The 23,516-nt window shown below is 39.8% G+C and carries 25 protein-coding genes and 1 riboswitch; of the genes, 3 read left to right on the plus strand and 22 right to left on the minus strand.

The window, feature by feature from the left end; genetic code table 11:
* Positions 1-212: 212 nt before the first annotated feature.
* On the minus strand, positions 213-833 hold the full coding sequence (locus tag N0M92_RS12575) for a YphA family membrane protein (protein ID WP_260286046.1): 621 nt from the start codon (positions 831-833) through the stop codon (positions 213-215).
* A gap of 111 nt (positions 834-944) precedes the next feature.
* Here N0M92_RS12575 and N0M92_RS12580 point away from each other — a divergent pair, with 111 nt between their 5' ends.
* Positions 945-1,076: a YpzI family protein gene (locus tag N0M92_RS12580; RefSeq protein WP_260286047.1), complete on the plus strand. Its 132-nt coding sequence runs from the start codon at positions 945-947 to the stop codon at positions 1,074-1,076.
* A 65-nt stretch (positions 1,077-1,141) separates the two neighbouring features.
* Here the strand turns inward: N0M92_RS12580 and fni are convergent, their stop codons facing one another.
* The 20 genes from fni to N0M92_RS12680 form a co-directional block, all read right to left on the minus strand.
* The gene (gene fni / locus N0M92_RS12585; RefSeq protein ID WP_260286049.1) at positions 1,142-2,188 is read right to left on the minus strand and encodes a type 2 isopentenyl-diphosphate Delta-isomerase; all 1,047 of its coding nucleotides are present in this window, start codon (positions 2,186-2,188) and stop codon (positions 1,142-1,144) included.
* Positions 2,189-2,207: 19 nt separating this feature from the next.
* Positions 2,208-3,347 (minus strand): 30S ribosomal protein S1, encoded by a 1,140-nt coding sequence (gene rpsA, locus N0M92_RS12590; protein ID WP_260286050.1) that lies wholly within the window; start codon positions 3,345-3,347, stop codon positions 2,208-2,210.
* 214 nt (positions 3,348-3,561) lie between these two features.
* Positions 3,562-4,143, minus strand: coding sequence for a lysophospholipid acyltransferase family protein (locus N0M92_RS12595; protein WP_260286092.1), 582 nt, complete (start codon positions 4,141-4,143; stop codon positions 3,562-3,564).
* Positions 4,144-4,145: 2 nt separating this feature from the next.
* Complete coding sequence (gene cmk, locus N0M92_RS12600) at positions 4,146-4,820, minus strand: (d)CMP kinase (RefSeq protein WP_192205362.1); 675 nt, start codon at positions 4,818-4,820, stop codon at positions 4,146-4,148.
* 191 nt (positions 4,821-5,011) lie between these two features.
* A complete protein-coding gene (locus N0M92_RS12605; protein WP_192205363.1) occupies positions 5,012-5,197 on the minus strand; it encodes a YpfB family protein in 186 nt (61 codons plus the stop codon).
* 66 nt (positions 5,198-5,263) lie between these two features.
* Positions 5,264-5,926 (minus strand): flagellar brake protein, encoded by a 663-nt coding sequence (locus N0M92_RS12610; RefSeq protein ID WP_260286051.1) that lies wholly within the window; start codon positions 5,924-5,926, stop codon positions 5,264-5,266.
* A 160-nt stretch (positions 5,927-6,086) separates the two neighbouring features.
* Entirely contained in the window at positions 6,087-7,442 is a 1,356-nt protein-coding gene (gene ypeB, locus N0M92_RS12615; protein WP_260286052.1) for a germination protein YpeB, read from the minus strand.
* Positions 7,443-7,456: 14 nt separating this feature from the next.
* Positions 7,457-8,287, minus strand: coding sequence for a spore cortex-lytic enzyme (gene sleB / locus N0M92_RS12620; protein WP_397443846.1), 831 nt, complete (start codon positions 8,285-8,287; stop codon positions 7,457-7,459).
* A gap of 134 nt (positions 8,288-8,421) precedes the next feature.
* A complete protein-coding gene (prsW, locus tag N0M92_RS12625) occupies positions 8,422-9,108 on the minus strand; it encodes a glutamic-type intramembrane protease PrsW (protein WP_192205367.1) in 687 nt (228 codons plus the stop codon).
* Between the two features lie 97 nt (positions 9,109-9,205).
* Positions 9,206-10,171 (minus strand): asparaginase, encoded by a 966-nt coding sequence (locus tag N0M92_RS12630; RefSeq protein WP_260286054.1) that lies wholly within the window; start codon positions 10,169-10,171, stop codon positions 9,206-9,208.
* A 27-nt stretch (positions 10,172-10,198) separates the two neighbouring features.
* A complete protein-coding gene (locus N0M92_RS12635) occupies positions 10,199-11,167 on the minus strand; it encodes a YpdA family putative bacillithiol disulfide reductase (RefSeq protein WP_260286055.1) in 969 nt (322 codons plus the stop codon).
* 151 nt (positions 11,168-11,318) lie between these two features.
* Positions 11,319-12,596, minus strand: a complete 1,278-nt coding sequence (locus tag N0M92_RS12640) for a Glu/Leu/Phe/Val family dehydrogenase (protein WP_192205370.1) — start codon at positions 12,594-12,596, stop codon at positions 11,319-11,321.
* A 254-nt stretch (positions 12,597-12,850) separates the two neighbouring features.
* Positions 12,851-13,426, minus strand: a complete 576-nt coding sequence (locus N0M92_RS12645; RefSeq protein WP_260286056.1) for a genetic competence negative regulator — start codon at positions 13,424-13,426, stop codon at positions 12,851-12,853.
* 91 nt (positions 13,427-13,517) lie between these two features.
* Positions 13,518-14,411 carry a MerR family transcriptional regulator gene (locus tag N0M92_RS12650; protein WP_260286058.1) on the minus strand — a complete coding sequence of 298 codons (894 nt, stop codon included), beginning with the start codon at positions 14,409-14,411 and terminating at the stop codon, positions 13,518-13,520.
* Between the two features lie 98 nt (positions 14,412-14,509).
* Positions 14,510-15,325, minus strand: coding sequence for a metallophosphoesterase (locus N0M92_RS12655; RefSeq protein WP_260286060.1), 816 nt, complete (start codon positions 15,323-15,325; stop codon positions 14,510-14,512).
* Between the two features lie 95 nt (positions 15,326-15,420).
* Positions 15,421-15,879: a YpbF family protein gene (locus N0M92_RS12660; RefSeq protein WP_063233188.1), complete on the minus strand. Its 459-nt coding sequence runs from the start codon at positions 15,877-15,879 to the stop codon at positions 15,421-15,423.
* A 142-nt stretch (positions 15,880-16,021) separates the two neighbouring features.
* A complete protein-coding gene (locus N0M92_RS12665) occupies positions 16,022-16,864 on the minus strand; it encodes a LysM peptidoglycan-binding domain-containing protein (protein ID WP_260286063.1) in 843 nt (280 codons plus the stop codon).
* Positions 16,842-17,468 carry a CPBP family intramembrane glutamic endopeptidase gene (locus N0M92_RS12670; RefSeq protein ID WP_260286064.1) on the minus strand — a complete coding sequence of 209 codons (627 nt, stop codon included), beginning with the start codon at positions 17,466-17,468 and terminating at the stop codon, positions 16,842-16,844. The genes N0M92_RS12665 and N0M92_RS12670 overlap by 23 nt, the downstream gene beginning before the upstream one ends.
* Positions 17,458-18,963, minus strand: a complete 1,506-nt coding sequence (locus N0M92_RS12675) for a RecQ family ATP-dependent DNA helicase (RefSeq protein ID WP_260286065.1) — start codon at positions 18,961-18,963, stop codon at positions 17,458-17,460. Before N0M92_RS12675 ends, N0M92_RS12670 begins: the two co-directional genes overlap by 11 nt.
* A 2-nt stretch (positions 18,964-18,965) precedes the next feature.
* A complete protein-coding gene (locus tag N0M92_RS12680) occupies positions 18,966-20,027 on the minus strand; it encodes a helix-turn-helix domain-containing protein (RefSeq protein WP_260286066.1) in 1,062 nt (353 codons plus the stop codon).
* Positions 20,028-20,317: 290 nt separating this feature from the next.
* Between N0M92_RS12680 and N0M92_RS12685 the strand changes: the two genes are divergently transcribed.
* Positions 20,318-20,566: a ferredoxin gene (locus N0M92_RS12685; RefSeq protein ID WP_034308087.1), complete on the plus strand. Its 249-nt coding sequence runs from the start codon at positions 20,318-20,320 to the stop codon at positions 20,564-20,566.
* Between the two features lie 121 nt (positions 20,567-20,687).
* Here the strand turns inward: N0M92_RS12685 and N0M92_RS12690 are convergent, their stop codons facing one another.
* Entirely contained in the window at positions 20,688-21,269 is a 582-nt protein-coding gene (locus N0M92_RS12690) for an ECF transporter S component (RefSeq protein WP_192205378.1), read from the minus strand.
* A 164-nt stretch (positions 21,270-21,433) separates the two neighbouring features.
* Positions 21,434-21,570, minus strand: a riboswitch (FMN riboswitch).
* 309 nt (positions 21,571-21,879) lie between these two features.
* Here N0M92_RS12690 and serA point away from each other — a divergent pair.
* Complete coding sequence (gene serA / locus N0M92_RS12695) at positions 21,880-23,454, plus strand: phosphoglycerate dehydrogenase (protein WP_260286067.1); 1,575 nt, start codon at positions 21,880-21,882, stop codon at positions 23,452-23,454.
* Positions 23,455-23,516: the final 62 nt, after the last annotated feature.

The following is a 23,516-nucleotide window of genomic DNA, read 5'->3' on the forward strand; positions in this document are numbered from 1 at the left end:
AATGAAGAAAGCTTCGACATACGGCTTCCTTTTTAATTGTTTAGAGCATTTTACGATTTATCTACAGACCTCTAACTATCCTATAGTAACAAATTTCTCGCCAATCAACAATGATTGTATGAATAAAAGCCTTCCAATTCCATTTGATTCCATCTATACATCTGCCTTTTGATAAAGCGGCTAATACTTCCTACCATTTTTCCCTATACCCTTCATTGATTAAAATTCTCTTTTCCTTGTTTCGATAAAAATCTCGATTGGGATATTAAATAAATGTATTGGCCAACCATTTCCAACATTCTCCACAGTATGTTTGCGCCCAGAACCAGAACTGCATTATCATGCCATGCATAAGCAAGGCCCACATAAGGTAAAGAGTGGTAAGCAAGTAATCCAGAATATATGATATCTCCCATGATCATCCCAATTAATAGGACGAACAATCGGTGTTTCCAATTTTTAAAAAGTAATAGGATAAGATAATTCAGGAAAATACACAAAAGATAAGAGGGCTTCATGATGAGCCATATCGGATCAAGCAAAGAAAAAAGTTGAAAGCTGGCATAAGCAAGAGTGATAATAAGACTTCCGCTGATCAGTTCCATCATCTTGATGATTGATTTCTTCCTAATATATACACACATTATAAAGAAAAGGTACGGACCGCTCAAATGAACGGAAATTAATGGAGCCTCCAGTTTGTAGCCCGCTAATACCATAATGGCTAATAGATGAAAAAGAAAATCAAAACGAAAGGGAACCGTTTTCGGAATAAAAAACATGACAATGACCCAAACTATCCATGAAATCCAATAAAATATAATTCCATCCATGCAGCGTCCCCCTTTTAGGAACATTATGGCTTGTTTATTCAAAGTATAAACATAAAGCACGGCATTTAATGAGGAAAACCTTCCCCCTATCAATTAAAAGGAGGTGTGAACATGGGAAAAGATCGGCAAGAGAAGAAATTAAAAGAAAGTAAACGCGTGGAGTCTGACAGGGACCAATCACTTGGTCATAAAGGGGCAACAAGTATGGAAGGCCCTGAAGAGGCACGAAAAAGGAATAGTTAAGTCTTCCTTGAACAAAAAGAAGCATCTCAATTTGTTTCAATTGAGATGCTTCCTTTTGTGGTCATTCATTTAGCATACGCCGAACAATCAATGCCTCTTTGAGATAACCAATGATAGGTATTTCCTTTGATGACTAATTTTGATTTCCTTAGTTCTGGGATATTACCGCACCCGAGTGCAGTCATGATGACCTTCAAATCTTCATGTATGTAATGTATTTCTTTAATCAATTGTTCCAAGCCCAACTCTTTATAAATCTTGAGGAAATGTCCGGCCAACCCGACTCCTTTGGCTCCTAATGCCAGGCTTTTTGTAATTTCCAAAGGGCTTTGAATGCCACCAGACCCAATGACTGAAAGCTGTGGTGAAACCTTAACAGCTTCGACAATCGAAGCAGCTGTCGGTATGCCCCATTCATTAAAATATCCGAGTATTTTTGCACGTCTTTCATTCTCGATTTTAGCAAAATTCGTTCCGCCAAACCCGCCTACATCAATGATCGAAACACCCACGGAATGTAATTGCCGCACCGTTTCCATACTCATCCCAAATCCAACCTCTTTTACGATGACAGGAATTCCGATCGTACTGTTGATTTTTTCTATTCTCGAAAGGGTACCCGCAAAATCCCTATCCCCTTCAGGCATCGTCAATTCCTGGATGACGTTAATATGAATCTGAAGGGCATTGGCCCCGATCATTTCGCTTGCTCGCTTAGCCTGTTCGACTGTTGCTTCTCCACCGAGATTACCAATCAACACGCCATCAGGATTTTCCTTCCTTACAACTTTAAAAGAAGCTTGCTGGCCAGAATCCTTGATGGCTGCCATTTGCGATCCTACCGCCATGGCGATTCCTGTTTCCCGTGCTGCAATGGCTAGGTCACCATTCAATTTTTCGGTTTCAGGGCCTCCGCCTCCGGTCATGGCATTTATAAAAATTGGCGAACTTAATTCAAGTTCGCCAACTTCTGCTGTGAGGTTCACATTATTCAAGGAAATACCTGGTAAGCTTTGGTGAATAAACGAAATATCTTCTAGCCCGGTTTTATTTTGCTGTCCTGTCTTTAGCGCAAATTCTATATGATCTAATTTTCGTTGTTTTCTCTCCAAGGCCATCACCATTATTATTTTATTTGAGTTTTTTCAATTGATCGCCGATCATTTCACCTAGCTGAAAGCCCTTCGATTCCTCTGGGAGCTCATAATCTGATGTGTTGTAATTGGACTGAGGTTCTTCAAGTTCCTTAATGCTCAATGATAGACGTTGATCCGTTTCATTGACTTCCAGCACTTTCACTTTGACAGACTGGCCTTCTTTAAGTACTTCTTGAGGGGTGGCAATATGCTTGTGCGAAATCTGTGAAATATGGACAAGTCCTTCTACCCCTGGAAAAATCTCCACGAATGCACCGAAAGAAACAAGGCGTTTCACGGTACCTTCCAGTGTAGAGCCTTTGGCCGCTTTTTCTGCAATTCCTGCCCAAGGTCCCGGAAGGGTATCCTTAATGGAAAGTGAAATCCTTTCATTATCACGATCGATGGATAGCACTTTCACCTGTACCTTATCCCCTTCTGAAACGACATCGGATGCCTTGTCGACATGCTGATGGGAAAGCTGGGAAATGTGGACAAGGCCGTCTACGCCCCCAATATCCACGAATGCACCAAAATCGGTAATCCTTTGGACCAAGCCTTCAAGCACTTGCCCGCTTTCAATCTTATCCAAAACGTTTGCTTTTTGCTTTTCCTTTTGGTCTTGGACCACTGCCCGATGTGAGAGGATTAAGCGATTCTTGTCTTTCTCAAGCTCAACGATCTTGAATGTTAAAGTTTTGTTTTTGTAATCAGAAAAGTCTTCAACGAAATAGTCTTCTACTAGAGAAGCTGGAACAAAACCACGTACGCCTAGATCTACAACAAGCCCGCCTTTGACGACATCTTTAACTTCTGCCTCAAATACGTCTCCATTTTCAAATTTCAATTCCAGGTCATCCCATGCTTTAAGAGCATCAATTTTACGTTTTGATAGAATGAGAGCTTCTTCTTCGACTTTAATGACTTCCAACTCCAATGCATCACCTTCCGAAACGGCATCTGACGCCTTTTCGACATGCAGGCTTGAAAGCTCACTGATGGGTATGATTCCATCCGTCTTGCTGTTTTCCACATCGACCATGACCTGTTTTTCTTCTACCTTTGAAACGGTTGCCCTAACTTGATCCCCAACTTTGTAATCGTTCACTTCTACCTGGTTCATATCTTCTGTCATTACTAACTCCTCCTTAACCCATGACTGATCAGCAAATTTCCTCTTCATCGGCCACATATTTTATTTAAAGTGGTTCAATAAAAACACTTTCCTAATAAAGATAAAAACAGTTTTTTTAGAGTAATAAAGTTATATTCCTTTTCATCTGCAATAAGGAACAATACCCTTATTTTATAAATTCTAACAAAATCAGAAAATTGTCAAGTATGAAGGACTATTTATGCTCGGAAATCAATTTCCGAATATGGTCCATGATGATTTTTGTAGCATCATCGGCTGATATTTTCTGTTCGCGATATTCGGTAAAATTTATTGGAGGACCGTAAACGACTTTCAACGGACGCAAAAATTTATACGGGCCGATGATTGCACACGGTATGATAACGGCATCAGAACGCAACGCGAAAAATCCAGCCCCCGCCAAGCCTTCTCCCAATTCACCAGTTTTGCTTCTGGTTCCCTCTGGAAACAGGCCAATCGCCTTGCCTTCCTTCAAAAGCTTCAAACCTTTTCTAAGGGATTCCCGATCGCTATTGCCCCGCTTCACGGGAAATGCATTCACTCTTGGTAATATACCCTTTAAAATAGGTGCTTGAAACAACTCTTCTTTCGCCATGAAATGGATATCCCTTGGAGATGTCATACCAACTATGGGCGGATCCAGATTATCAATGTGATTGGCACAGATCAATACTCCGCCCTCTTTAGGGAAATGTTCCTTTCCGAGCGCTTTAACCCTAAACGAAGGCATTAAAATGCCTTTTACTACGTTCTTGGCAAATGTGTAAAAATCCAATGTCATCTTTTCCTCTCTTCTATTAAAGACATGATTCTTTCTGCAACTTCCTGAATCGATAATGAAGTCGTATCGATTTCGATAGCATCCGCCGCCTTTTTCAGTGGCGATACCTCGCGTTCGGAGTCCAGTTTGTCCCTTGTTGCGATTTCTTCCCTTAATTTTTCGATATCTGATGGAAAACCTTTCGATATATTTTCCTGATGCCTCCGCTGTGCCCTTTCATCCACAGAAGCGATTAGAAATACCTTTACTTCGGCGTTCGGCAAAACATGCGTACCGATGTCCCTGCCATCCATGACGACACCGCCATTTTCACCAAAGGTTTGCTGCCTGCGAACCAATTCTTCCCGGATGCTCCGGTGCTTTGCCACTTCCGAAACGGAACCGGTCACTTCATTGTTCCTGATTTGGGCTGTCACGTCCTCATTATCCAAGAACACCAACTGTCCGTTTTCACTAGGTCTTAATTCGATTTCAGTATTGATGAGAACTTTTGATAATGCTTGTTCATCATCAAGAAGAATCTTTTGATTAAGGGCCTTATAGGTAAGGGCCCTGTACATTGCTCCTGTATCCACATATATGTAATTGAACTTTTCTGCGACAATTTTAGCAACCGTGCTTTTTCCAGCAGCAGCTGGTCCATCGATTGCGACTGATAATTTTTTTTCCATAAATCCTCCCAAGAATCCTACAATCATGCTGATTATTTAGTACCCTTTCATTTTATCACAACTAACGGGAAAATCATTAATAAAAGGGATGTGCACTTTCAAAATAAACTTTGTTCTTTTTTTGATCGCTACAGCCATCAACGTTATCCTTTACCTGTAAATCTTCATACAAAAAAAGCGGATCACCGCTTTTACTTTTGGGTCCCATTGAATGTTTCAATGATTTTCGTATAATTATTGCTGGTGACACCTTCATACCTTGAGAGCTTGGTCAAATCAAAGATTTGATCCTCCCTGCTCAAAAGGAACTGGAAAACAAATAAGCAGGCCAATTGGATGATGATCACTTTAATTAATAGTCTTTCAAATGTTTTCATAAGCCGCACCCTCCATCCGTTTATATTAGCAGTATGGATGGAATCGCTGTTTTTCATTCAATCATGTTAAACATACAAGCCTTTTTTCTTTAAATCCACCTGCTTTTCAAATATAAATCTCATTAATGTCTGTACATCATTTTTTGCAGGTTCAAGAAATTGGACGTGCAGCAGCATATTTCCATGCTTTTTCTCCGTTACGCGAATGACTTTGCTTTTCAGCCTTAAATAATGAATCCCACCTGATTTTAACGTAAGCGCCACCCATAGGTATAATTGCGAAACCGATTGAATATCAGTGCCTTTTAAAAGTCTTATCGAAGCTCCGCCTGCACTGATATCCTCCGTTAATGCGCGAAAAGGGGTAAACTCGGAATGTTCTGGATGAATGGCTGTATCCAAGGTTACATCCAGGCGCACGTATTGCCTCCGTTGGATTTTCACAAACGTTTCTGCTTCGGGCAGCAATAACTGCATCATGGGTATTCTACCTTTCACTTTTCCAAGCAATTCTGAATCGAATACATAAACTGCCTGCTCTTCATTGGAAAATGTGACGTTGAACTGTGTCCCATCCATGAGAAATGCAATCTTTCCAGTCCCTACATTAATGGGAAAGTCGGTATAGACATAACCTGGTCCCATTTCGACAACCATACAATTGAACTTTTCTTTCTGTTGTGAGTATTTCGGTTCAAGCATTAATATATCCCCAATTTTGACCATCATCGTCCACGTCCTTTTTGACCGGAAGGGAACTGCATAATATTACCTATGATTTTCCCAAATAATCCAATAATCATTTAATTTATTATGTCATGAAATAAGAAAAAGGGAAAGTGACTAAGCACATTCCCCTACAACTAATGATTCACGATCATAGTTTAAATTAAATTATATTCTCGTATACCGGTTCGGAATTCTTTAATTTTTCCACCTTTTCTTCTTGACCGGTATCTGCATTAATGAAAATACGGTAGGTATCATCTTTAATCGTACCGAGAAATTCATAACAAAGAACTTCTTCACCGATATCATTGATGATTAACGCCTTTCCTTCTTCCATTATTTTAACATTATTGTTGATTTTGTCTTTAGCTTCTTTCTCGGATATATTCGGATTCCCTATTTCCCTGGTTTTATGTGATTTTAAATACTCGTCGGCTGAAAACCCTATAACGGATCCATCATCCAATGCAATTTTGACCTTTACTGAATCTGGATAAATCTTGACGCCATTTTCTGATGTTACAAAATTCAATAATGCGATATTATCGTATTGAGCACTTTCAAATAAATCAAGTGAACTGAAATCATGTTCCTTTAAAAATTCTTCGGCTTTTGTATAGGCTTGATTCAAATCAATATTTGTTTTGTTCACGTCCCTATTATTGATATACCAAATGGGATAGCCGCCTTTTTTTGTCAAATCCATATTCAATTCGGTATCGGAATCTTTATCGAGGATGCTCACACTATAAAATCCAAAATCGGAACCTTTTCCGTTCTCTTCCACATTCACCTTCAAATTCTTGCTTTTTGAGTGTGCATAGTTTTTTGCCGTGGCAATTGCTTCTTCTTTTGTAATGATTTTACCTTGCAAATTTTTGAAATTTTCATCCCTCTGTTGTGCAGAAGTAAAGGTCGGATTCATCTCATTCGTTTCCCCGTACCCAGATACTTTTTTCTCCACAGTCTTTAATCCGTCGATGATCGTGTTATCAGAATTTTCTTTCCCTGATGCAAGAGCCATTTCGACATCCATCCATCTTAAATTGTTTTTAAGGACTAGATACTGCACTTTTCTTAACTCGTCCTGGATGTCCCCGGCCTGTGTGTATAAGGATTGGAGAGTCGCATATTCCTTATCATTCAATGGTTCTTTTTCAAGGTCACGTACCGCTGTTTTATAACTGAAGTCCGCAATTTTGGATAAAAATTCCTCCGTCTTATTAAAAGGAAGCAAGGTCAGTGGCAACTGCCCGACATCACTTTGGGCTTCGGAAGTGATACGCCAAACATCTGTTAAAGCCGGACTTAATGAATAACGTGAATTCATAGCCAAAGTACTGCCTACCTTATCATGCAATATATCCACTTGATAGCTTAAATCATGAAAGGCTCGCTGATACGTATTTTCCGCGTTGATTAATACTGCATTTTTTTCCTTATGTTCTTGATAGCCCCAGAATGCAGTTCCCGCAACAACTACAACCAGCAGGGCAATCACTATATTCCTGATCATTTCCCTTCACCTCTTTACTTACAAAAAATATGTTTTCCGATTCTTTTAATTTGTTCCCTTGACCAGATCCATTTGCTTGTTGCTGTATCGGGATTAAAGTAATATTCTGCATTACCGCTTGGATCCCACCCGTTGATGGCGTCCACCACGGCTTCTTTCGCCCTTTCGTTCGGTGTCAGCCAAATCTGCCCATCCGCAACAGCCGTAAAGGCCCCAGGTTCAAAAATCACTCCCGAAATGGTATTAGGAAAGGCAGCACTTTCCACTCTATTCAGAATTACTGCTGCAACAGCAACCTGACCAGTATATGGCTCCCCTCGCGCCTCTCCATAAACGGCATTGGCCATCAGCTGAATATCGTTTTGAGAATACCCTCCTGGAAGATTGGCTGATGTCGTAGTTTTGGAAGGGGCCTTACCGGTAGCGGCCCCTCCGGAAGTAGATTTATTTCCTTTCGCTTTTACCTGTTTTTCAATGGGGACTCCCCCATAATAGGTGAACTCGTTCCCTTTATTGATCTGTTCGTGAACAAATTGTTTATTGAAATTAGACGCATTCGTCAACTTCTGTTTTGTTGTTGTACCCGCCAAACCATCGATTGGAAGCCCGAAATCTTGTTGAAAGTTTCGAAGTGCCCAATAAGTGCCCCATCCATAGGCTCCATCAATCTTTCCATTATAGTAACCGATGTTTTGCAGGCGTGCCTGCAGTTCAATTACATCATCTCCAACCGCACCTTTTTGAATGACTTGGCCCGAAAAGGCATTTGATCTTGTTTCCGGGTAAATTACGAAACAAATAGTTATACACGAAAACAGCAAAAGCCATTTCCATTTTGACGAAATTCCTTTCATCAAAAACACTCCTCTTTTTCTTGAATTAATGTAATTCTATTTTCTTCTTTACGGGTTTTTTTATTCCCAACATAAAAAAAACGGAGCGGGCAAAATATGCCAGCACTCCGTTTTGATAGTATTCGTCATTTGCTAAGGTAATGATTTTGTGAAAGTTTTTTTGCGTGAAAGTCAGACAACAAACGTGCTTTCTTTACTTTTTTCATGCCTAACCACCATAGATAAATCATGAATGGCATAATAAAGTACACCCAAAATTTTTGGGAAACTAAAATATAATCGTAAACCCCATGTAACGAAATCGGTATGATCAATGCCAATAATAAATAGACTCTATTATTCGAAGCCGAAAATTTCGCCTTGCCCAAATAATATCCCATGATCACACCGAACAAAGCATGACTGGATACAGGTAGTACCGCCCTAAGAAAAGCGTGTTCCACCCCGTTGGCCAACAGGTACAAAATATTCTCCATTGTGGCGAAACCAAGGGAAACTGCGGCTCCGTAAACAATCCCATCATATGGCTCATCGAATGCCACATGCTGATAAATAACATAAATGAGTATGAACCACTTGAAGAATTCCTCAAGCAGTGCAGCCCATAAAAAAGCATTTGCTAAATCAGTATCCAGGATATGTTCGGTTTCGAGCACATACTGTATGAACATAATCGGCAATACAAGAAATACACCGAATAAAAAAGTTTTGACCACAACCGATATCGGTTCGGTTTCATATTGATCTTTCAAATAGAAATAGCTCAGTAGCGCCAATCCTGGCGCAATAGCCGCTGACAACATGACCAGCATTAGCTGACCCTCTTTTCATCTTCATTTCCTTAATCGTACCATGGAATGAAGAAAAACTGAATCCAAGAATCAAGTCTTCCAAATTTTATTTTATCCTTCAGTTCTTAAAGAAGGTCTCATCTATAAGGTTTTCGCTTGCCAGCATGACAGCTAACTTGATTCGAGCCTTCTTGCTGTCATAATCAGCACCTAATATCACACCGCGTTGTTTTAAATCAAATGCGCTGCCTTCATAATCATATGCGGGGTAAACTTTTCCTTCTTCTGCACTTGTGGTCATGATGATCGTAATTCCTTCATCGATTGCAGCTTGTATGGAAGTTACCATTACAGGGGTAACTTGTCCCCTTCCTACACCTTCGAGCACAATGCCTTTCGCACCGTTTGCAACCGCAGCATCAATAAAGAGGCCATCAGAGCCTGTATGGCACTTGATGATATCCACCCTTGGGATAAGATTCTGAATTTCATAACACTCCCTATGTAAAGGTTTTTGATAGATGCTAACGACATCATTGTCAATTATCCCCAAATATCCATAACCAAAAGATTCGAACCCCTGCAAATTGGAAGCATGAACTTTTTTGACGTACTTTGCAGAATAGATCCGCTCATTAAAAACAACCACTACACCAACATCCCTAATAAGATCACTCGCAGCGCATAAAATCGAATTCCTTAGATTGGAATATACATCGGTGCCCACCTCATGAGGAGAACGCTGGGAGCCGGTTAATACGATAGGTCGTTGATCCTTACTCGTGACATCAAGGAAATAAGCCGTCTCCTCAAGTGTATCCGTACCGTGGGTCACGACGATTCCCGTAACATCTGGATCGTCCAATTCCTTTTGAATGGCTGATTTAAGCTGTAGCATTTTTTCAAAGGACATGGACATGCTTGAAATCTGGAAAAGATCAACCACTTTAACCTCGATATCTTTGGGCAATTCGCAAAGTGCTGCCAACTCATGGCCAGTCAATGCACCAGAGGCCAACATACCATTCACAGTTTCTTTACTGGCAATAGTCCCACCAGTGGTTATTAATGATATTTTTTCCATACGGTCACTGCTCCTCATTTAAATAATTCACTTTTCTTTAACAGCCAAATGATAGGCAATCAATCCACCATGAAACCTGCCGTTCTCGATGAAGATTTCGTTCGCATTATTTCCGGCTGCCAGAACCCCTGCAATATAAAGACCTTTAACGTTCGTCTCCATCGTTTCCTCGTTATATGCGGGCCTTCCAGTCTCCTTATCAATAGTAATGCCCATTGAAGCTAAAAAGGAATGGTCAGGATGGTAACCAGTCATTGCAAATACAAAATCATTTTTAATGACTTTTTCCTCATCCCCCACATGATAGATGACGCTGTCTTCCGTTATCCTGTCAACATTTGCATTAAATTCCATCTTGATGGTTCCATTGCGGACTAATGATTCAAATTCAGGAAGAATCCAAGGTTTGATACTTGGAGAGTACTCCGATCCTCTATAAAGGACTGAAACCCTTGCACCTGATTTGACCAATTCCAGAGCTGCATCCACACTTGAGTTTTTGCCCCCGATGACTGCAACATCACAATTGAAGTAGGGATGGCCCTCCTTGAAGTAATGAAACACTTTAGGGAGCTGTTCACCCGGTATGCACATATAATTAGGATGATCATAGTAACCGGTCGATATGATCACATGCAAAGCTGTATACTCCCCTTTGGATGTTTTGACTAAAAACTTCCCATCTTCACGTTTCTCCACCTTTTCCACTTTTTCGAATTTATTGACCCGCAATTCCTTCCTTCTGACTACCTCCCTATAATAGGCTAGCGCCTGATTGCGGACCGGCTTACGGTTTTCGATTATAAAAGCAATATCACCAATCTCAAGTTTTTCACTCGAGCTGAAAAATGTTTGATGTGTCGGATAACGGTAAATGGAATCAACCACATTGCCTTTTTCAATGACCAAGGACTGTATTCCCACTTCTTTAAGAGCGATCGCAGCAGCCAATCCGCAAGGGCCCCCACCTATGATAATGACTTCTTCAACATTCATCTTTATTCCACTGCCTTTCCATGCACTATGTAATTCGTTCGTCTAAAAAATAAAAACTCCTATCAATACATGATAGGAGTTTTTACAAATCATTTCAATGATAATGCAATGAACATGATTTAACTATAAATAAATACTTGATTTGAATCTTTTAGATCCAACCACGGAAGCGAGAAGCTTCAGCCATTTTTCTTACGCCAATCATATAAGCTGCTAGACGCATATCAACACGTCTTGATTGTGCAAGTTCATAAATGTTATTAAAAGATTTTACAAGGATTTTTTCCAGCTTTTCGTCAACTTCCTCTTCAGACCAGTAATACCCTTGATTATTTTGTACCCATTCGAAGTAAGAAACCGTTACACCGCCAGCAGAAGCAAGGACATCAGGAACAAGTAGGATTCCGCGATCCGTCAGGATTTGTGTCGCTTCAATCGTTGTAGGTCCGTTAGCTGCCTCGACAACGATCGATGCTTTGATATCAGCAGCATTTTCTTCAGTGATTTGGTTTTCAATTGCAGCTGGAACTAAAATATCACATTCCAATTCAAGCAGTTCTTTATTTGAAATTGTGGTTTTAAACAATTTCGTTACAGTTCCGAAACTATCTCTCCGATCGAGAAGATAATCGATATCCAATCCTTCAGGATCATGAAGAGCACCATATGCATCAGAAATCCCAATAACTTTAGCACCTGCATCATGCATGAATTTAGCTAAGAAACTACCTGCGTTACCAAAACCTTGAATGACTACCCGTGCACCTTTAATATCGATGCCGCGTTTCTTGGCAGCTTCATTGATACAAATTGTCACACCCTTGGCAGTGGCTGATTCACGGCCATGAGAACCACCAAGCACTAGCGGTTTACCCGTAATGAATCCTGGCGAGTTGAATTCATCCATACGGCTGTATTCATCCATCATCCAAGCCATGATTTGGGAATTCGTAAATACATCAGGTGCCGGGATATCTTTAGTCGGCCCCACGATTTGGCTAATTGCGCGAACATAGCCCCGGCTCAGCCTTTCAAGTTCACGGAATGACATATTACGAGGATCACAAACGATACCGCCTTTACCGCCGCCGTATGGCAAATCAACGATACCGCATTTCAAGCTCATCCAAATGGATAATGCCTTCACTTCACGTTCCGTTACATTCGGGTGAAAACGGATACCACCTTTTGTAGGCCCAACAGCATCGTTATGCTGTGCACGGTAACCCGTGAAAATTTTAACCGAGCCATCATCCATGCGGACCGGTATCTTCACCGTTAATAAACGCAATGGTTCCTTCAACAGCTCAAAAACTTCTTCCGGGTAACCCAGCTTATCCAAAGCTTTATGTATTACAGTTTGGGTAGACCTCAATACGTCGTGTTTTTCTTCTTCATTTACATGGCTATTGCCTTTTGCCGATTCCATTGAAAGTACCTCCTAGAAAATCTCCATATATAAAATTATAATGTTCAAATAGTCCTCTTCATGTGCTAGTATACACCTTCGTTACATTAATGCAAGAGTAAAAATGGGAATTTAAAAGTTGGAAATATTCTAAAAATGAAAACGTTATCATATCAACTGTTTTCTTACTCTTTTAGCGTATATATTCTTCGGCGGAAAGTTGAGACATAAAAGGCAAACCACATTGTTTTTACCATAATGTGGCTGCCTTGTCATCAGCTAAAATGTGTGAGCAAAACATGTATCGCTTCACTTTCGATTATACATGTTCCATATTCATTGATGCGGCTTAGTGTCAATGTAGATGCATGGCCATACTCAGCCGCTAAAGATATGACTGTGTCATAGGTCGTGTCTTTAACATTTTCGATAAGCAAATAATATCTTCCCTCAAAATGATAAAGAGTACTATTAAGCAATCCTTGAAAAGATAATCTACGACATAATTGGACGATATCTTCAAAGTCATTGAAAACATACAGGATATGGGGGAAGTCATCTATTTTCACTTGTAAATCCAAGAATTCCTCTTCGTCGGTCAATAATTCCTCTTCATCCTTTGTCACAATGATTATCAACCCTTGTGCAGGCAAAGAGAAAATTTCAATTGCAATGGAACCACTCATTTTAAAGCTGAGTTCTTCGCACGCTTCCTCGACCATATCCTGAAATAGCTTGTGGACCTTTAAGGAATTCCCTAAAATATCTTCTTTTGTTATGCCTCTATCAATTAAATCATCAAGGGTCAAAAAAATCTTGATTTTATTATTAGTTAATCGCTCCAGCTTCATAAAAAAATGCCCCCTGGTTACCATCTTCATACATCATATGAAGCCTTGGTCGCAGGGTGCATATCCATTATTTCTCTTAAGCAGGCCGTCGCTAACCTTTCAGCCATTCCTCCCATTTCGACTGCGTGTCCCCCATTAAAACTCCGCTGAAGGCCGTACGGTTTTCCTCGGAAATGAAGCTTAGCGCCGCACCGCCAAGACCCACCTTCAAATCCGGGAAATCCTTTATTAATGTTTCAACCAGCCTAAATGTTCCATCAAGATTCTCTTTCAGTGAACATGACATGAATAGGTAAGTAGGTTTTATGATGTTTAAAACGGTGAGAAGGTCATTATCAGCAATGGATTCACCTAAATAAATGGTTTCATACCCTTTCCTCTTCAAAAAAACGGTAAAGACCAACAGTCCAAATTCATGTTTTTCACCGGGAGCACAAACAGTAAGGGCTTTCGGCAGAAAACCATTAGTCGGAATGGTATGCATAACTGAACTGATCCTGGATTTCAGGATGTTCGAAGCAAAGTGTTCATGAGCGGAAGTAATTTCTCCCCTTTCCCACTTATCCCCAATCTGAACCATTATGGAACCAAGTACATCAACTATGGTTTGTTCGATGGTATACATACTGAATGCTTGACTTATCAGCATATGAGCTTTATTTTCATTGAAATTCAATAGAGCTTCGATTAATTCTTCCGATAACTTAATCGCTTGTTCATTCTTACGGTTCGTTTCAGGAACTCCAGGAGCTAGAGTGCCAGTACTTTCGAGAAGTGAAACGGCTTGGCTTATTGTAAAACCTTGCTTTGTTTTATTGATGAGCCACTTAAGGATTTGCAGATGTTTTTCAGTATACAGCCGGTGCCCCGATTCATTCCTGACAGGCTCGATAAATTTATAGCGCCTTTCCCAAGCCCTAAGGGTTCCCGACTGAATGTCCAGCAGTTTTGAAACTGCCTTTATATTATATTTACCTTCTTGCATGGTTTTACAAGGCCTCCAATAACTGTACGATCATTTGTTGAAATTATAGTGGATTTTTCATGGTCTGTAAAATTCCGATATGCTCGATTAATATGAGCCTAATAGATCTTTTCCTCAGCTTCGCCTATTTTAGTGTCTGTCCCCCTTTTCAGGGTGAAGAGGTGCGTTTCTGGCTTTGCCTCGAGCCTTAATGGCACTTCGCTTGTCCCATAACCATTACTCGTCATATATAAACAGTCCCCCTCTTTTTCAATGCTGCCGATCTGATAGGGCCCGAATCCGAATATACGAATCTGTCCGCCATGGGTGTGACCTGACAGAACAAGACTAATATGGTGTTCCGGGGTCAACTGTTTCTTGACCAATGGATTATGGCTCACCAAAATACGGAAGTCTTCACTCTCGCAATCCGACAGGGCAAGGTCAAGCCTATCACGTTCTTCCGATATATCATCAATGCCCAGAAGAGCGATTTTGCTGCCATTTTGAGATTCAAAAGAAACAGCTGTATTATCAAGAATTTTCACACCATGTTTCAAAAGAGTCGCATCCAGTTCATGGAAGTCTCCCTCATAATCATTATTACCCCAAACAAAATAAAGGGGACCAAGTTCTTTTAATTTCAATATATTTTTTTCTACACGTTCTAAGGGAACCCCGCTTTCCCTAATGTCACCGCCGATTATCACCAAATCTGCCTTGTCACGAGATGCCTCAATTAATTTATCCGCAACGATCCTCCGATGAAGATCGGATATAAAAAAGATCCGGACATCTCCAAAGCCTTCAGGAAAGTCTTTAAAATATAAGTCTTGATAAATCACCCTATCTTGCATAGCCGTACGCCACATGTAAATGATCGTGGCAAATGACAGCATAATGATGACTAAAAATAATCCAGATAACCATAACATCTAAGTTAAACCTTCTTTCCATCCTTTTCCTAAACGTACTTTCATATAACCATAAAACCATATTACCCGCAATTAAATATGACTTAACGCGATCATCATTTATTTTCATGATATAAGTTAATATCATAATTCTTCTTCATCATTTCAAAAACCTTATGGCGACTTTTCCATTCTTCCTCTTTTTCCCACAATTGCTTACTTTTATTAATGATTTCACAGCGCAGCAGTTGAAACTCCTTTTCAGCTTTGTCCAGCTTTTTTTTAATTAATACCATATATCCATATAAACCAATTGCTGCCGCCAAAAAGAGAAAATGGCTAAAATGGTCGACGAAAACACTAAACATACTGAAAAAGGAATAGGAATAGGGTACAACGATATAAAAATATAGATAAATCATAAAAAGGGCAGCAACGATCATAGTTGCCCATAAGCTTTGAAGGTGCTTCTTTTTAAGTGCCTCGAATTTTTTCTTTCGATCCACGACATTCTGCAGCATTTGCTTTGTTGCTTGATCCGTTTTCTCATCCAATAAAATGATTGTCGATTCCATCGCATTTCCTCCTCTACTCTTTCAAATCATGATATGAAAAAGCAGAGGAAAAAATGATAAAGTACCTGCCACGTTTACCTTTAAACTGAACTAAGTCATACAATCTTAAAAACACCCTGCCTATAAAGACAGAGTGCCATCGTTATTTCTTGATAGGAATTTTCAATACCTGACCTTTGGAAATTTCATTGCCATTCAGCCCATTCCACTCCCTGATCAGAGCAATCCCTTCCTGTGATTTGTAATAATTCATGGAAATACGAAATAATGTTTCTTCACCTTGAACAGTATGTAAGATAACTTTGTATCCCTCTTTATCCGGATTCGCAGCTTGAACATTTTCGGAAGCCTTTTGCTTTTCTGTTTCTGCCTTCTTTGCTTTTTCGTCAGCTATTTGCTGTGCTTTGGCTTTTTCCTCAGCTTCTCGCTGTGCTTTGGCCTTTTCTTCAGCTTCTCGCTGTGCTTTGGCCTTTTCTTCAGCTTCTCGCTGTGCTTTGGCCTTTTCTTCAGCTTCTCGCTGTGCTTTGGCCTTTTCTTCAGCTATTTGCTGTGCTTTGGCTTTTTCCTCAGCTTCTTTCTTCGCTTTGGCCTTTTCTTCAGCTATTTGCTGTGCTTTGGCTTTTTCCTCAGCTTCTTCTTTTTCTTTCTCCGCTTTAGCCTTTGCCGATTCTTTTTCCTTTAAATCATCTGCAGTAGCTGTAGTTGGAATCGATTCCTCACTAAAGACGACTTGGTCACTTTTCACATCAGGTACAGGCCTACCCTGCATATATGTATAAAGGGTGTAAAATCCAATTGGAAGTAAAATAAAAAATAATGCTAATAATTGTATCATTGGGAACTTCTTCACTTTACTTTTTTTCTTTTTATTCTGGTGGACTTTGCTCCGCTTGGGCAATGAGGACTTGGCCTTCTGACGTTCAATTCGCGAACGGAGTTCACCAGCCTGATCGTTTTCATTTTCATTCTTTTGCACTCGGCTCATTCAAGTCACCCCCTTTCTTGCTAAACCCTCTTCGCTTTTTGTTCCTGATTAAAATACCAAGGATAAAGTCAATTAAAAAGTGAGCGGTTATCGTCACGATGAGATTATTGGTCATTTCAAATAGAAAACCGATAAAGAAGCTCAAAACCAAAACATTTAAAAATAAAAACCAATTAAATAGGTAACGATAATGAACGGCTGCAAAAATTAGGCTCGTAAGAAGCAAACCAAAATGTGTTTGCAGCACTCCGCGGAATAATACTTCTTCACTTATCGCAACCACTAAAGTTACGGCAAAAATCATCGGGTATGACAAATTACTGAAAATGCGTTCGTTAATACCTCCATCATCCTGATAGGAAGATGGTGTCACTTTCATAAACAATATGTCCAATAACACGACAATGACTCCAGCGGGAATTCCAATTAGCAAAATGTTCAGGTCATCAAAGATAAATATGTCGAAAAAAGCTGAACGGTCTTTAAATAAAATAATACCTAAAAAGATGGCTAACGTTAAGAGAATAATTTGCGTAAGAAACAAATTATATAGCAACTGTTTATCTGTAAGTTGTTTAATTATTTCAGCTTGCTTATTTTTCATTGCCATTTTCCTTCTTTAATAAGATATAAGCCAATTCCTTTTTCCAAGTGGAAAAGGAATTCACCGGATCCATCTTCACTTCCGGCCATACATCAGCCATTTTTTCGACATCCAACCCACAAATATCACAGCAGATGGGATTCACTTCCCGTTGCATTTCTCCAAAGTAGTCCAGTATCCCTAAACGGCGACATTCCTGGGCACGTATCCAGTGAAGGAATTTATGCAGCTTTTCCTGATTCCTTGATTTTCTCTTTTGACAATACTCTTTCATCTCTTCCATTTGATTTAGGTTATTGCCCATGATAAGCTGCGTAAAAAACCGGAGCTGGATTTCGTTCAACGAAAAGGATTGGGACAGCTGATCTTTTTCAGCGACGGTCAAATTTGCCATATTTTTGTGTGATGCATTAAGGAAAGAACATACACCATCGATTTGCGAATCCGTAGGCAACTGTTGCTCCATCAAATGCAGGGGAAGCCCTTCATCCCCTTCGCTATATAATAAGACAGCCACACTTTGTTTCCGATCTCGTCCCGCCCTGCCTATCTCCTGAAGATACGCTTCCATCGTGGACGGGATATGAAAATGGACAACATATCTGACATCCGATTTATTCACACCCATTCCAAAAGCACTTGTTGCACATATAATTTTCAACTGGCCGGAAATGAATTGCTGCTGAATGAGCATCCTTTGCTCCTGTTCCATTCCACCGTGATAATAATTGACACTATCGATCCCGTTATCCTGTAAAAACCCAGTGACTGATTCCGCCACTTTTTTAGAGGAAAAATAAATAATTCCGCTTCCGGTAAATTTCCTGACAAGTTCCAGCACACGGGCTAGCTTCTCATCGTAGCTGAACATCCGCTCGACAATAATTGCAATATTTTCCCGATCAACAGATGAGACCATTTCCTTAACCTGCCCAATGTTGAGTTTACCAACGATGTCCCGCCGGACCTCATCGGTTGCAGTTGCCGTCAGGGCAAGAGTCAACGGATTGTTCAATTCACGCCTCACTTCTCCTAAATTCAAATAATCCGGACGGAAATCATACCCCCATTGTGAGATGCAATGTGCTTCATCTATGACGAATAAACCTATGTCTATGGACTTCAAGGATTTTATCACACCGTCCAGGCTTAGCATTTCAGGGGATAAAAAGATAAAACGATAACTATGTAACCGGTCAAAAGCTTTCCTTTTTTGATTTAGCGTCAAAAAAGAGTTGAGGGTCAATACACTTTTTTCGCCCCTCATCTTCAACTGATCTGCTTGATCCTGCATTAAAGATAATAACGGGGAGACAATTAGGACAGTCTTATTTAAGAGATAAGCAGGCAGCTGGTAACATAATGATTTACCTGATCCGGTTGGGAGCATCGCTAAGGTATGACGACCGGACATCAATGATTCAACCACTTCCTTTTGTCCAGGACGGAATTCATTAAATCCGAATTTTTCTTTGAGGACCCGTTCTATGTTCATCATCACTCACCTATTTTCGCAAGTACAAGTCTTATTTGGAAAAAGCTTATTTGTTTATTATCGACCATCTGCTTGATTGCTTTAAGCTTTTTCGTACCAAGTTCCTTAATAGCTTCAGCAATGTCCCTCTCATCCTCGATAGATACATAATCGGAAATCGGAAAATCCTTTTCCGATAAGACAATTTCTACGAGGTGATCTTCGATGGTGTTGACCTTCAATCTGCGGATTCCCGCTATTTCATCCAGATTTTTCCCTTCCTGGATGTATCGTAAAGTTGTATTGGTAGATTGTGTCAATTGAGGATTCCCACTGCTTTTCCAATCATTGGTTAATGATGACAAGAGTGGGTAATCCTTTCCCGATTCCATTTCCGCAAGCATTTGATGCAATGTGTCAAGAAATGTAAAGCGAACATACTCTTCTTCTACCTCTTTCCTTTTTGCAATCTGTTCAAACGTAAGTCCAATCCTGTTTATTCCGGTTAACCTCAATATGAAAATGTCTCGTTTCACATCACTTTGACTTTCTAAAAGGAATACCAGTTCATCATATAGATGTTGGGCAATCACCGTTCGATCCTGACGATTGACATGTAAAAATTCCTTTACGAAGAATTGGATTTTGGGATTTCGTTGAATCGGATAAAAACGTCTTTCATTGTGGACAATATGGGATATGGTTTGAATGAGTAAGTTTAACCTTCCCCAGAAAACCGGGGTTATATTGTTATACTTCCAACCATTTATATACGCCGGAAAAGGATATTTTTTAAAGTAATCGCCTAACATTCCCTCACCTTGCATACTAATTTCATACGCATCTAATCTATCCGTTAAATTAATCATCTCATGCTTAAGTAAATGATCAATGTTTTGATTTAATTGCTGACGGGTAAATCGAGGTATTGTCCCAAAAATATCCGTTAAGCCGAATAAATGGGCATCCTGGATTGTTTGTGACGATTTCTTACCCTGCAGCATATGGTATATAGCATAAATGGAACGTTCGCCTTGAAATTTTTTTATCGCATATAGAATGATGGCCTGTAGATAATTATTCATGGGACTCACATCCTTGTTTCATTTAACCAATAACCCCATTGTAACAAAAAACTGCAAAAATCGCCGTTATTAATGATGAATACAAGGAAAAATATGTGACTAAATGACGAACCACGGAAAGAACCAAATTAATTATTTCGATGTTTTTCGTTGACATTCAGCTATATGATAGTTATTATCAATACAATTTCTATTGAAAAGTTTGGCATTCGGTCTTACAATAAGAAAGAGATAATAATCTGAAATAAAAAGATTATCAGTTGTTAAACAACTTAGGAGGGGTTATATTCATGGCTAAATTTACTATTGTGGATAAAGAAACATGCATAGCTTGTGGAGCTTGCGGAGCAGCCGCACCAGATATATATGATTATGATGACGAAGGGATTGCATTTGTTACCCTTGACGATAACGAGGGAATCGTTGAAATTCCAGATGTACTTATAGACGACATGATGGATGCATTTGAAGGATGCCCAACGGATTCCATTAAAGTTGCTGACGAAGCATTTGACGGAGACGCACTAAAATTCGAATAACGATACAAGCCATTTTCGATCGAGAATGGCTTTTTCTTTTGTCTCATACCAAAAAAACAAACATAAAAAAACAACCGAATATGGATATCCGGTTGTTTTTTCATTTCTATCGTCAATGCCGTTAAGCATTTTTATATAATGTTTGTTTATTGATCCATGTCTGTAATTTAATGAACAGCAACATGAATACAGATGTGATGAGCACGCCTTTAATCACGTTGAAAGGCAAGATTGCCGTCGTAACGAACTTTCTTGACTCTGGCGCCGACATTGCATCCCATCCCATAAAGAAGGTATATGCCGGTAAAAAGACAAAATAGTTTAAAACACTCATGAATACCGCCATGGAAACTGTCCCCGCAAGTAAAGCGAACGTCATCCCTTTTTTTGAATTGATTTTCTTAAATACATAATAAGTTGGCAAGACAAACAGTATTCCGGCTATGAAGTTAGCGATATGCCCCACAGGTACAGCAGTCATGGTCCCAGTCATGACTAAATCCAAAAGGTTTTTAATGAACTCGACTAGAATTCCAGCCATCGGACCGAAAATCAATGCCGCCATCAGTGCTGGTATGTCGCTAAAATCGACATTGAGAAAAGGCGGGAATCCTGGAAACGGGAAATTTAAAAGCATCAATAAATAAGAAATGCTTCCCATCATCGCAAGTGTGACCGTTTTTTTCACTTTGTTCTTATTCATAGTTCTCTCTCCTTCTTTTCCGATCTACCTGAAAAAGAGGTTGGGGTTCCAAAATATGCTGATGCTCAATAAAAAACCTTTAATTCCAATAGAATTAAAGGGATAAATTAAAGGCTACATCAAACAAACGTTCAGCAAATAACTGTTGAAACGCACTCAGGAACCTCCATCTTCTCCCATCCAGACTATACTGTCGGCTTTGGAATCACACCAAATCCTGCCTTGTAAGGCTCGCGGGCTTAGAAGAAGAAATTCCTTCATCACCGCCGGTGGGGAATTGCGCCCCGCCCCGAAGATAGACCTATAAAATTTTTATACTTCCCATTATATCTGAAATTCCTTTTTTTTGATAGCATTTTCTCTCGATTAATGCATTTAGGATGAATATCGATCGTCGCAGTGAATGGTTTAAAACAAATAGCGAAAATTTTTTTATATTATGCAAACGAAGACGAAGCCATTTATATCACGATATTAATCAAAAGATCAGATAAAAAATACTGTTATTAAGCGCTTACATCTAAATAAGCCAAATTGACATAATAAGCATTTCAATTGTAAAATTAACTGAAATTTAAGATAATTCTTTTCCCTAGGAAGGTGTTTAGACGTGTATCGGATTTTAGTAGCAGACGCCATTAAACCAGAAGGACTCGAACCGCTATCAGAGGCATCCAATATTCATCTCATTCAGAAAACCGTAGAGGAAGCTGCAAACGAACTTGATCGGATCGATGCAATTCTTGTGAGAAGTGCAACGAAGGTTTCGGAAGAGTTAATGAACCGTATGCCGCAATTAAAGATTATAGCACGCGCTGGTGTCGGTGTTGATAACATAGACATCCCGGCAGCAACAAAACGCGGGATTGTCGTGGTTAATGCACCTGACGGCAATACCATTTCAACAGCTGAACATACATTTGCGATGATGGCTTCATTAATGCGCCACATTCCGCAAGCTTATGCTTCACTGAAGAATGGGGAGTGGAAACGTTCTTCTTATACAGGAACTGAACTTCGAGGTAAAACATTAGGTATAGTTGGCTTTGGACGTATCGGAGGGGAAATTGCAAAACGTGCTAAAGTGTTTGGCATGGATGTCATTGTCTATGATCCGTACCTGACTGTCGATCGTGCAAAGAAAATGTCCGTAACGGCCCTGCCGTTAGATGAATTGCTTCCTAAAGCAGACATCATTACAGTTCATACACCATTAACGAATGATACTAGAGGATTAATCAATAAAGAAAAACTGCTTACCTGTAAAAAGGGGGTTTATGTACTAAACTGCGCCCGTGGTGGAATTCTGGACGAAGATGATTTATATGAAATGTTAATCGAAGGACGTGTTGCAGGGGCGGCACTGGACGTTTTCGTCGAAGAACCTCCACTTGGCCATAAACTGCTTGAACTGGATAGCGTCATTGCTACACCGCATCTTGGTGCTTCCACGAAAGAAGCCCAATTAAATGTTGCGGTACAAGTTGCCCAGGAAGTATTGACCTATTTTGAAGGAAACCCAGTCTCAAGTTCAATCAACCTTCCAGCCATATCTAAAGAAGTGTTTGAAAAGGTACAGCCATTCTATCAACTTGTTCAGCAAATGGGATCCATTGCTTCTCAGTGCATGAATGAAGGAATTCAGGAAATCTCCGTTACGTATGCAGGAGAATCATTGGATTTCGATACAGCGATTCTTACAAAAAGTCTAATCTCTGGCTTTTTCAGATCAAGAGTCGATGCATCAGTCAATGAAGTGAATGCCTTGTTGATCGCAAAAGAGCGTGGCATAACCGTTGGTGAAAAAATCTCTACGGACTCTTTAGGTTACTCGAATTTGATCAGCCTTAAAGTAAAAGGTGACAACCGTGAATTAACAATCAGTGGAACCTATATCGAAAATTACGGTTCTCGAATTGTAAGTTTGAATGGTTTCAAAATCGACTTTCAACCAGAATCGAATTTACTTTATATCCAGCATACCGATAAACCTGGTGTAATCGGTAACGTAGGTAAGGTCCTAGGTGATCACGATGTGAATATCGCAACCATGCAGGTTGGCCGAAAAGAAGCTGGCGGGGAAGCCATCATGGTTTTGAGCTTTGATTTACCATTAGAAGACAACATGAAACAATTTTTAATGGAAACAGAAGAAATTACATTCATGGCCCGTATTTCATTATAAGTAGAAAAAAGTGCCCGTCCAGCACGGGCACTTTTTCTGTGAATGCAAGGGGCTTTTGCCAA

This window comes from Peribacillus aracenensis (genome assembly GCF_025175645.1).
In the GTDB taxonomy this organism is placed as follows: Bacteria; Bacillota; Bacilli; order Bacillales; family DSM-1321; genus Peribacillus; species Peribacillus aracenensis.

Coding starts and splice junctions, on each gene's coding strand:
- rpsA (WP_260286050.1), bottom strand. CDS start 3,347: ATGACAGAAGATATGAACCAGGTAGAAGTGAACGATTACAAAGTTGGG.
- N0M92_RS12680 (WP_260286066.1), bottom strand. CDS start 20,027: ATGAATAATTATCTACAGGCCATCATTCTATATGCGATAAAAAAATTT.
- N0M92_RS12670 (WP_260286064.1), bottom strand. CDS start 17,468: ATGAAAAATAAGCAAGCTGAAATAATTAAACAACTTACAGATAAACAG.
- N0M92_RS12605 (WP_192205363.1), bottom strand. CDS start 5,197: ATGAAAACATTTGAAAGACTATTAATTAAAGTGATCATCATCCAATTG.
- N0M92_RS12685 (WP_034308087.1), top strand. CDS start 20,318: ATGGCTAAATTTACTATTGTGGATAAAGAAACATGCATAGCTTGTGGA.
- N0M92_RS12580 (WP_260286047.1), top strand. CDS start 945: ATGGGAAAAGATCGGCAAGAGAAGAAATTAAAAGAAAGTAAACGCGTG.
- cmk (WP_192205362.1), bottom strand. CDS start 4,820: ATGGAAAAAAAATTATCAGTCGCAATCGATGGACCAGCTGCTGCTGGA.
- prsW (WP_192205367.1), bottom strand. CDS start 9,108: ATGCTGGTCATGTTGTCAGCGGCTATTGCGCCAGGATTGGCGCTACTG.
- ypeB (WP_260286052.1), bottom strand. CDS start 7,442: ATGATCAGGAATATAGTGATTGCCCTGCTGGTTGTAGTTGTTGCGGGA.
- N0M92_RS12665 (WP_260286063.1), bottom strand. CDS start 16,864: ATGAGCCGAGTGCAAAAGAATGAAAATGAAAACGATCAGGCTGGTGAA.
- N0M92_RS12675 (WP_260286065.1), bottom strand. CDS start 18,963: ATGAACATAGAACGGGTCCTCAAAGAAAAATTCGGATTTAATGAATTC.
- N0M92_RS12650 (WP_260286058.1), bottom strand. CDS start 14,411: ATGCAAGAAGGTAAATATAATATAAAGGCAGTTTCAAAACTGCTGGAC.
- N0M92_RS12660 (WP_063233188.1), bottom strand. CDS start 15,879: ATGGAATCGACAATCATTTTATTGGATGAGAAAACGGATCAAGCAACA.
- N0M92_RS12630 (WP_260286054.1), bottom strand. CDS start 10,171: ATGGAAAAAATATCATTAATAACCACTGGTGGGACTATTGCCAGTAAA.
- N0M92_RS12645 (WP_260286056.1), bottom strand. CDS start 13,426: ATGAAGCTGGAGCGATTAACTAATAATAAAATCAAGATTTTTTTGACC.
- N0M92_RS12635 (WP_260286055.1), bottom strand. CDS start 11,167: ATGAATGTTGAAGAAGTCATTATCATAGGTGGGGGCCCTTGCGGATTG.
- N0M92_RS12640 (WP_192205370.1), bottom strand. CDS start 12,596: ATGGAATCGGCAAAAGGCAATAGCCATGTAAATGAAGAAGAAAAACAC.
- N0M92_RS12655 (WP_260286060.1), bottom strand. CDS start 15,325: ATGTTATGGTTATCTGGATTATTTTTAGTCATCATTATGCTGTCATTT.
- N0M92_RS12575 (WP_260286046.1), bottom strand. CDS start 833: ATGGATGGAATTATATTTTATTGGATTTCATGGATAGTTTGGGTCATT.
- N0M92_RS12690 (WP_192205378.1), bottom strand. CDS start 21,269: ATGAATAAGAACAAAGTGAAAAAAACGGTCACACTTGCGATGATGGGA.
- N0M92_RS12610 (WP_260286051.1), bottom strand. CDS start 5,926: ATGATGGTCAAAATTGGGGATATATTAATGCTTGAACCGAAATACTCA.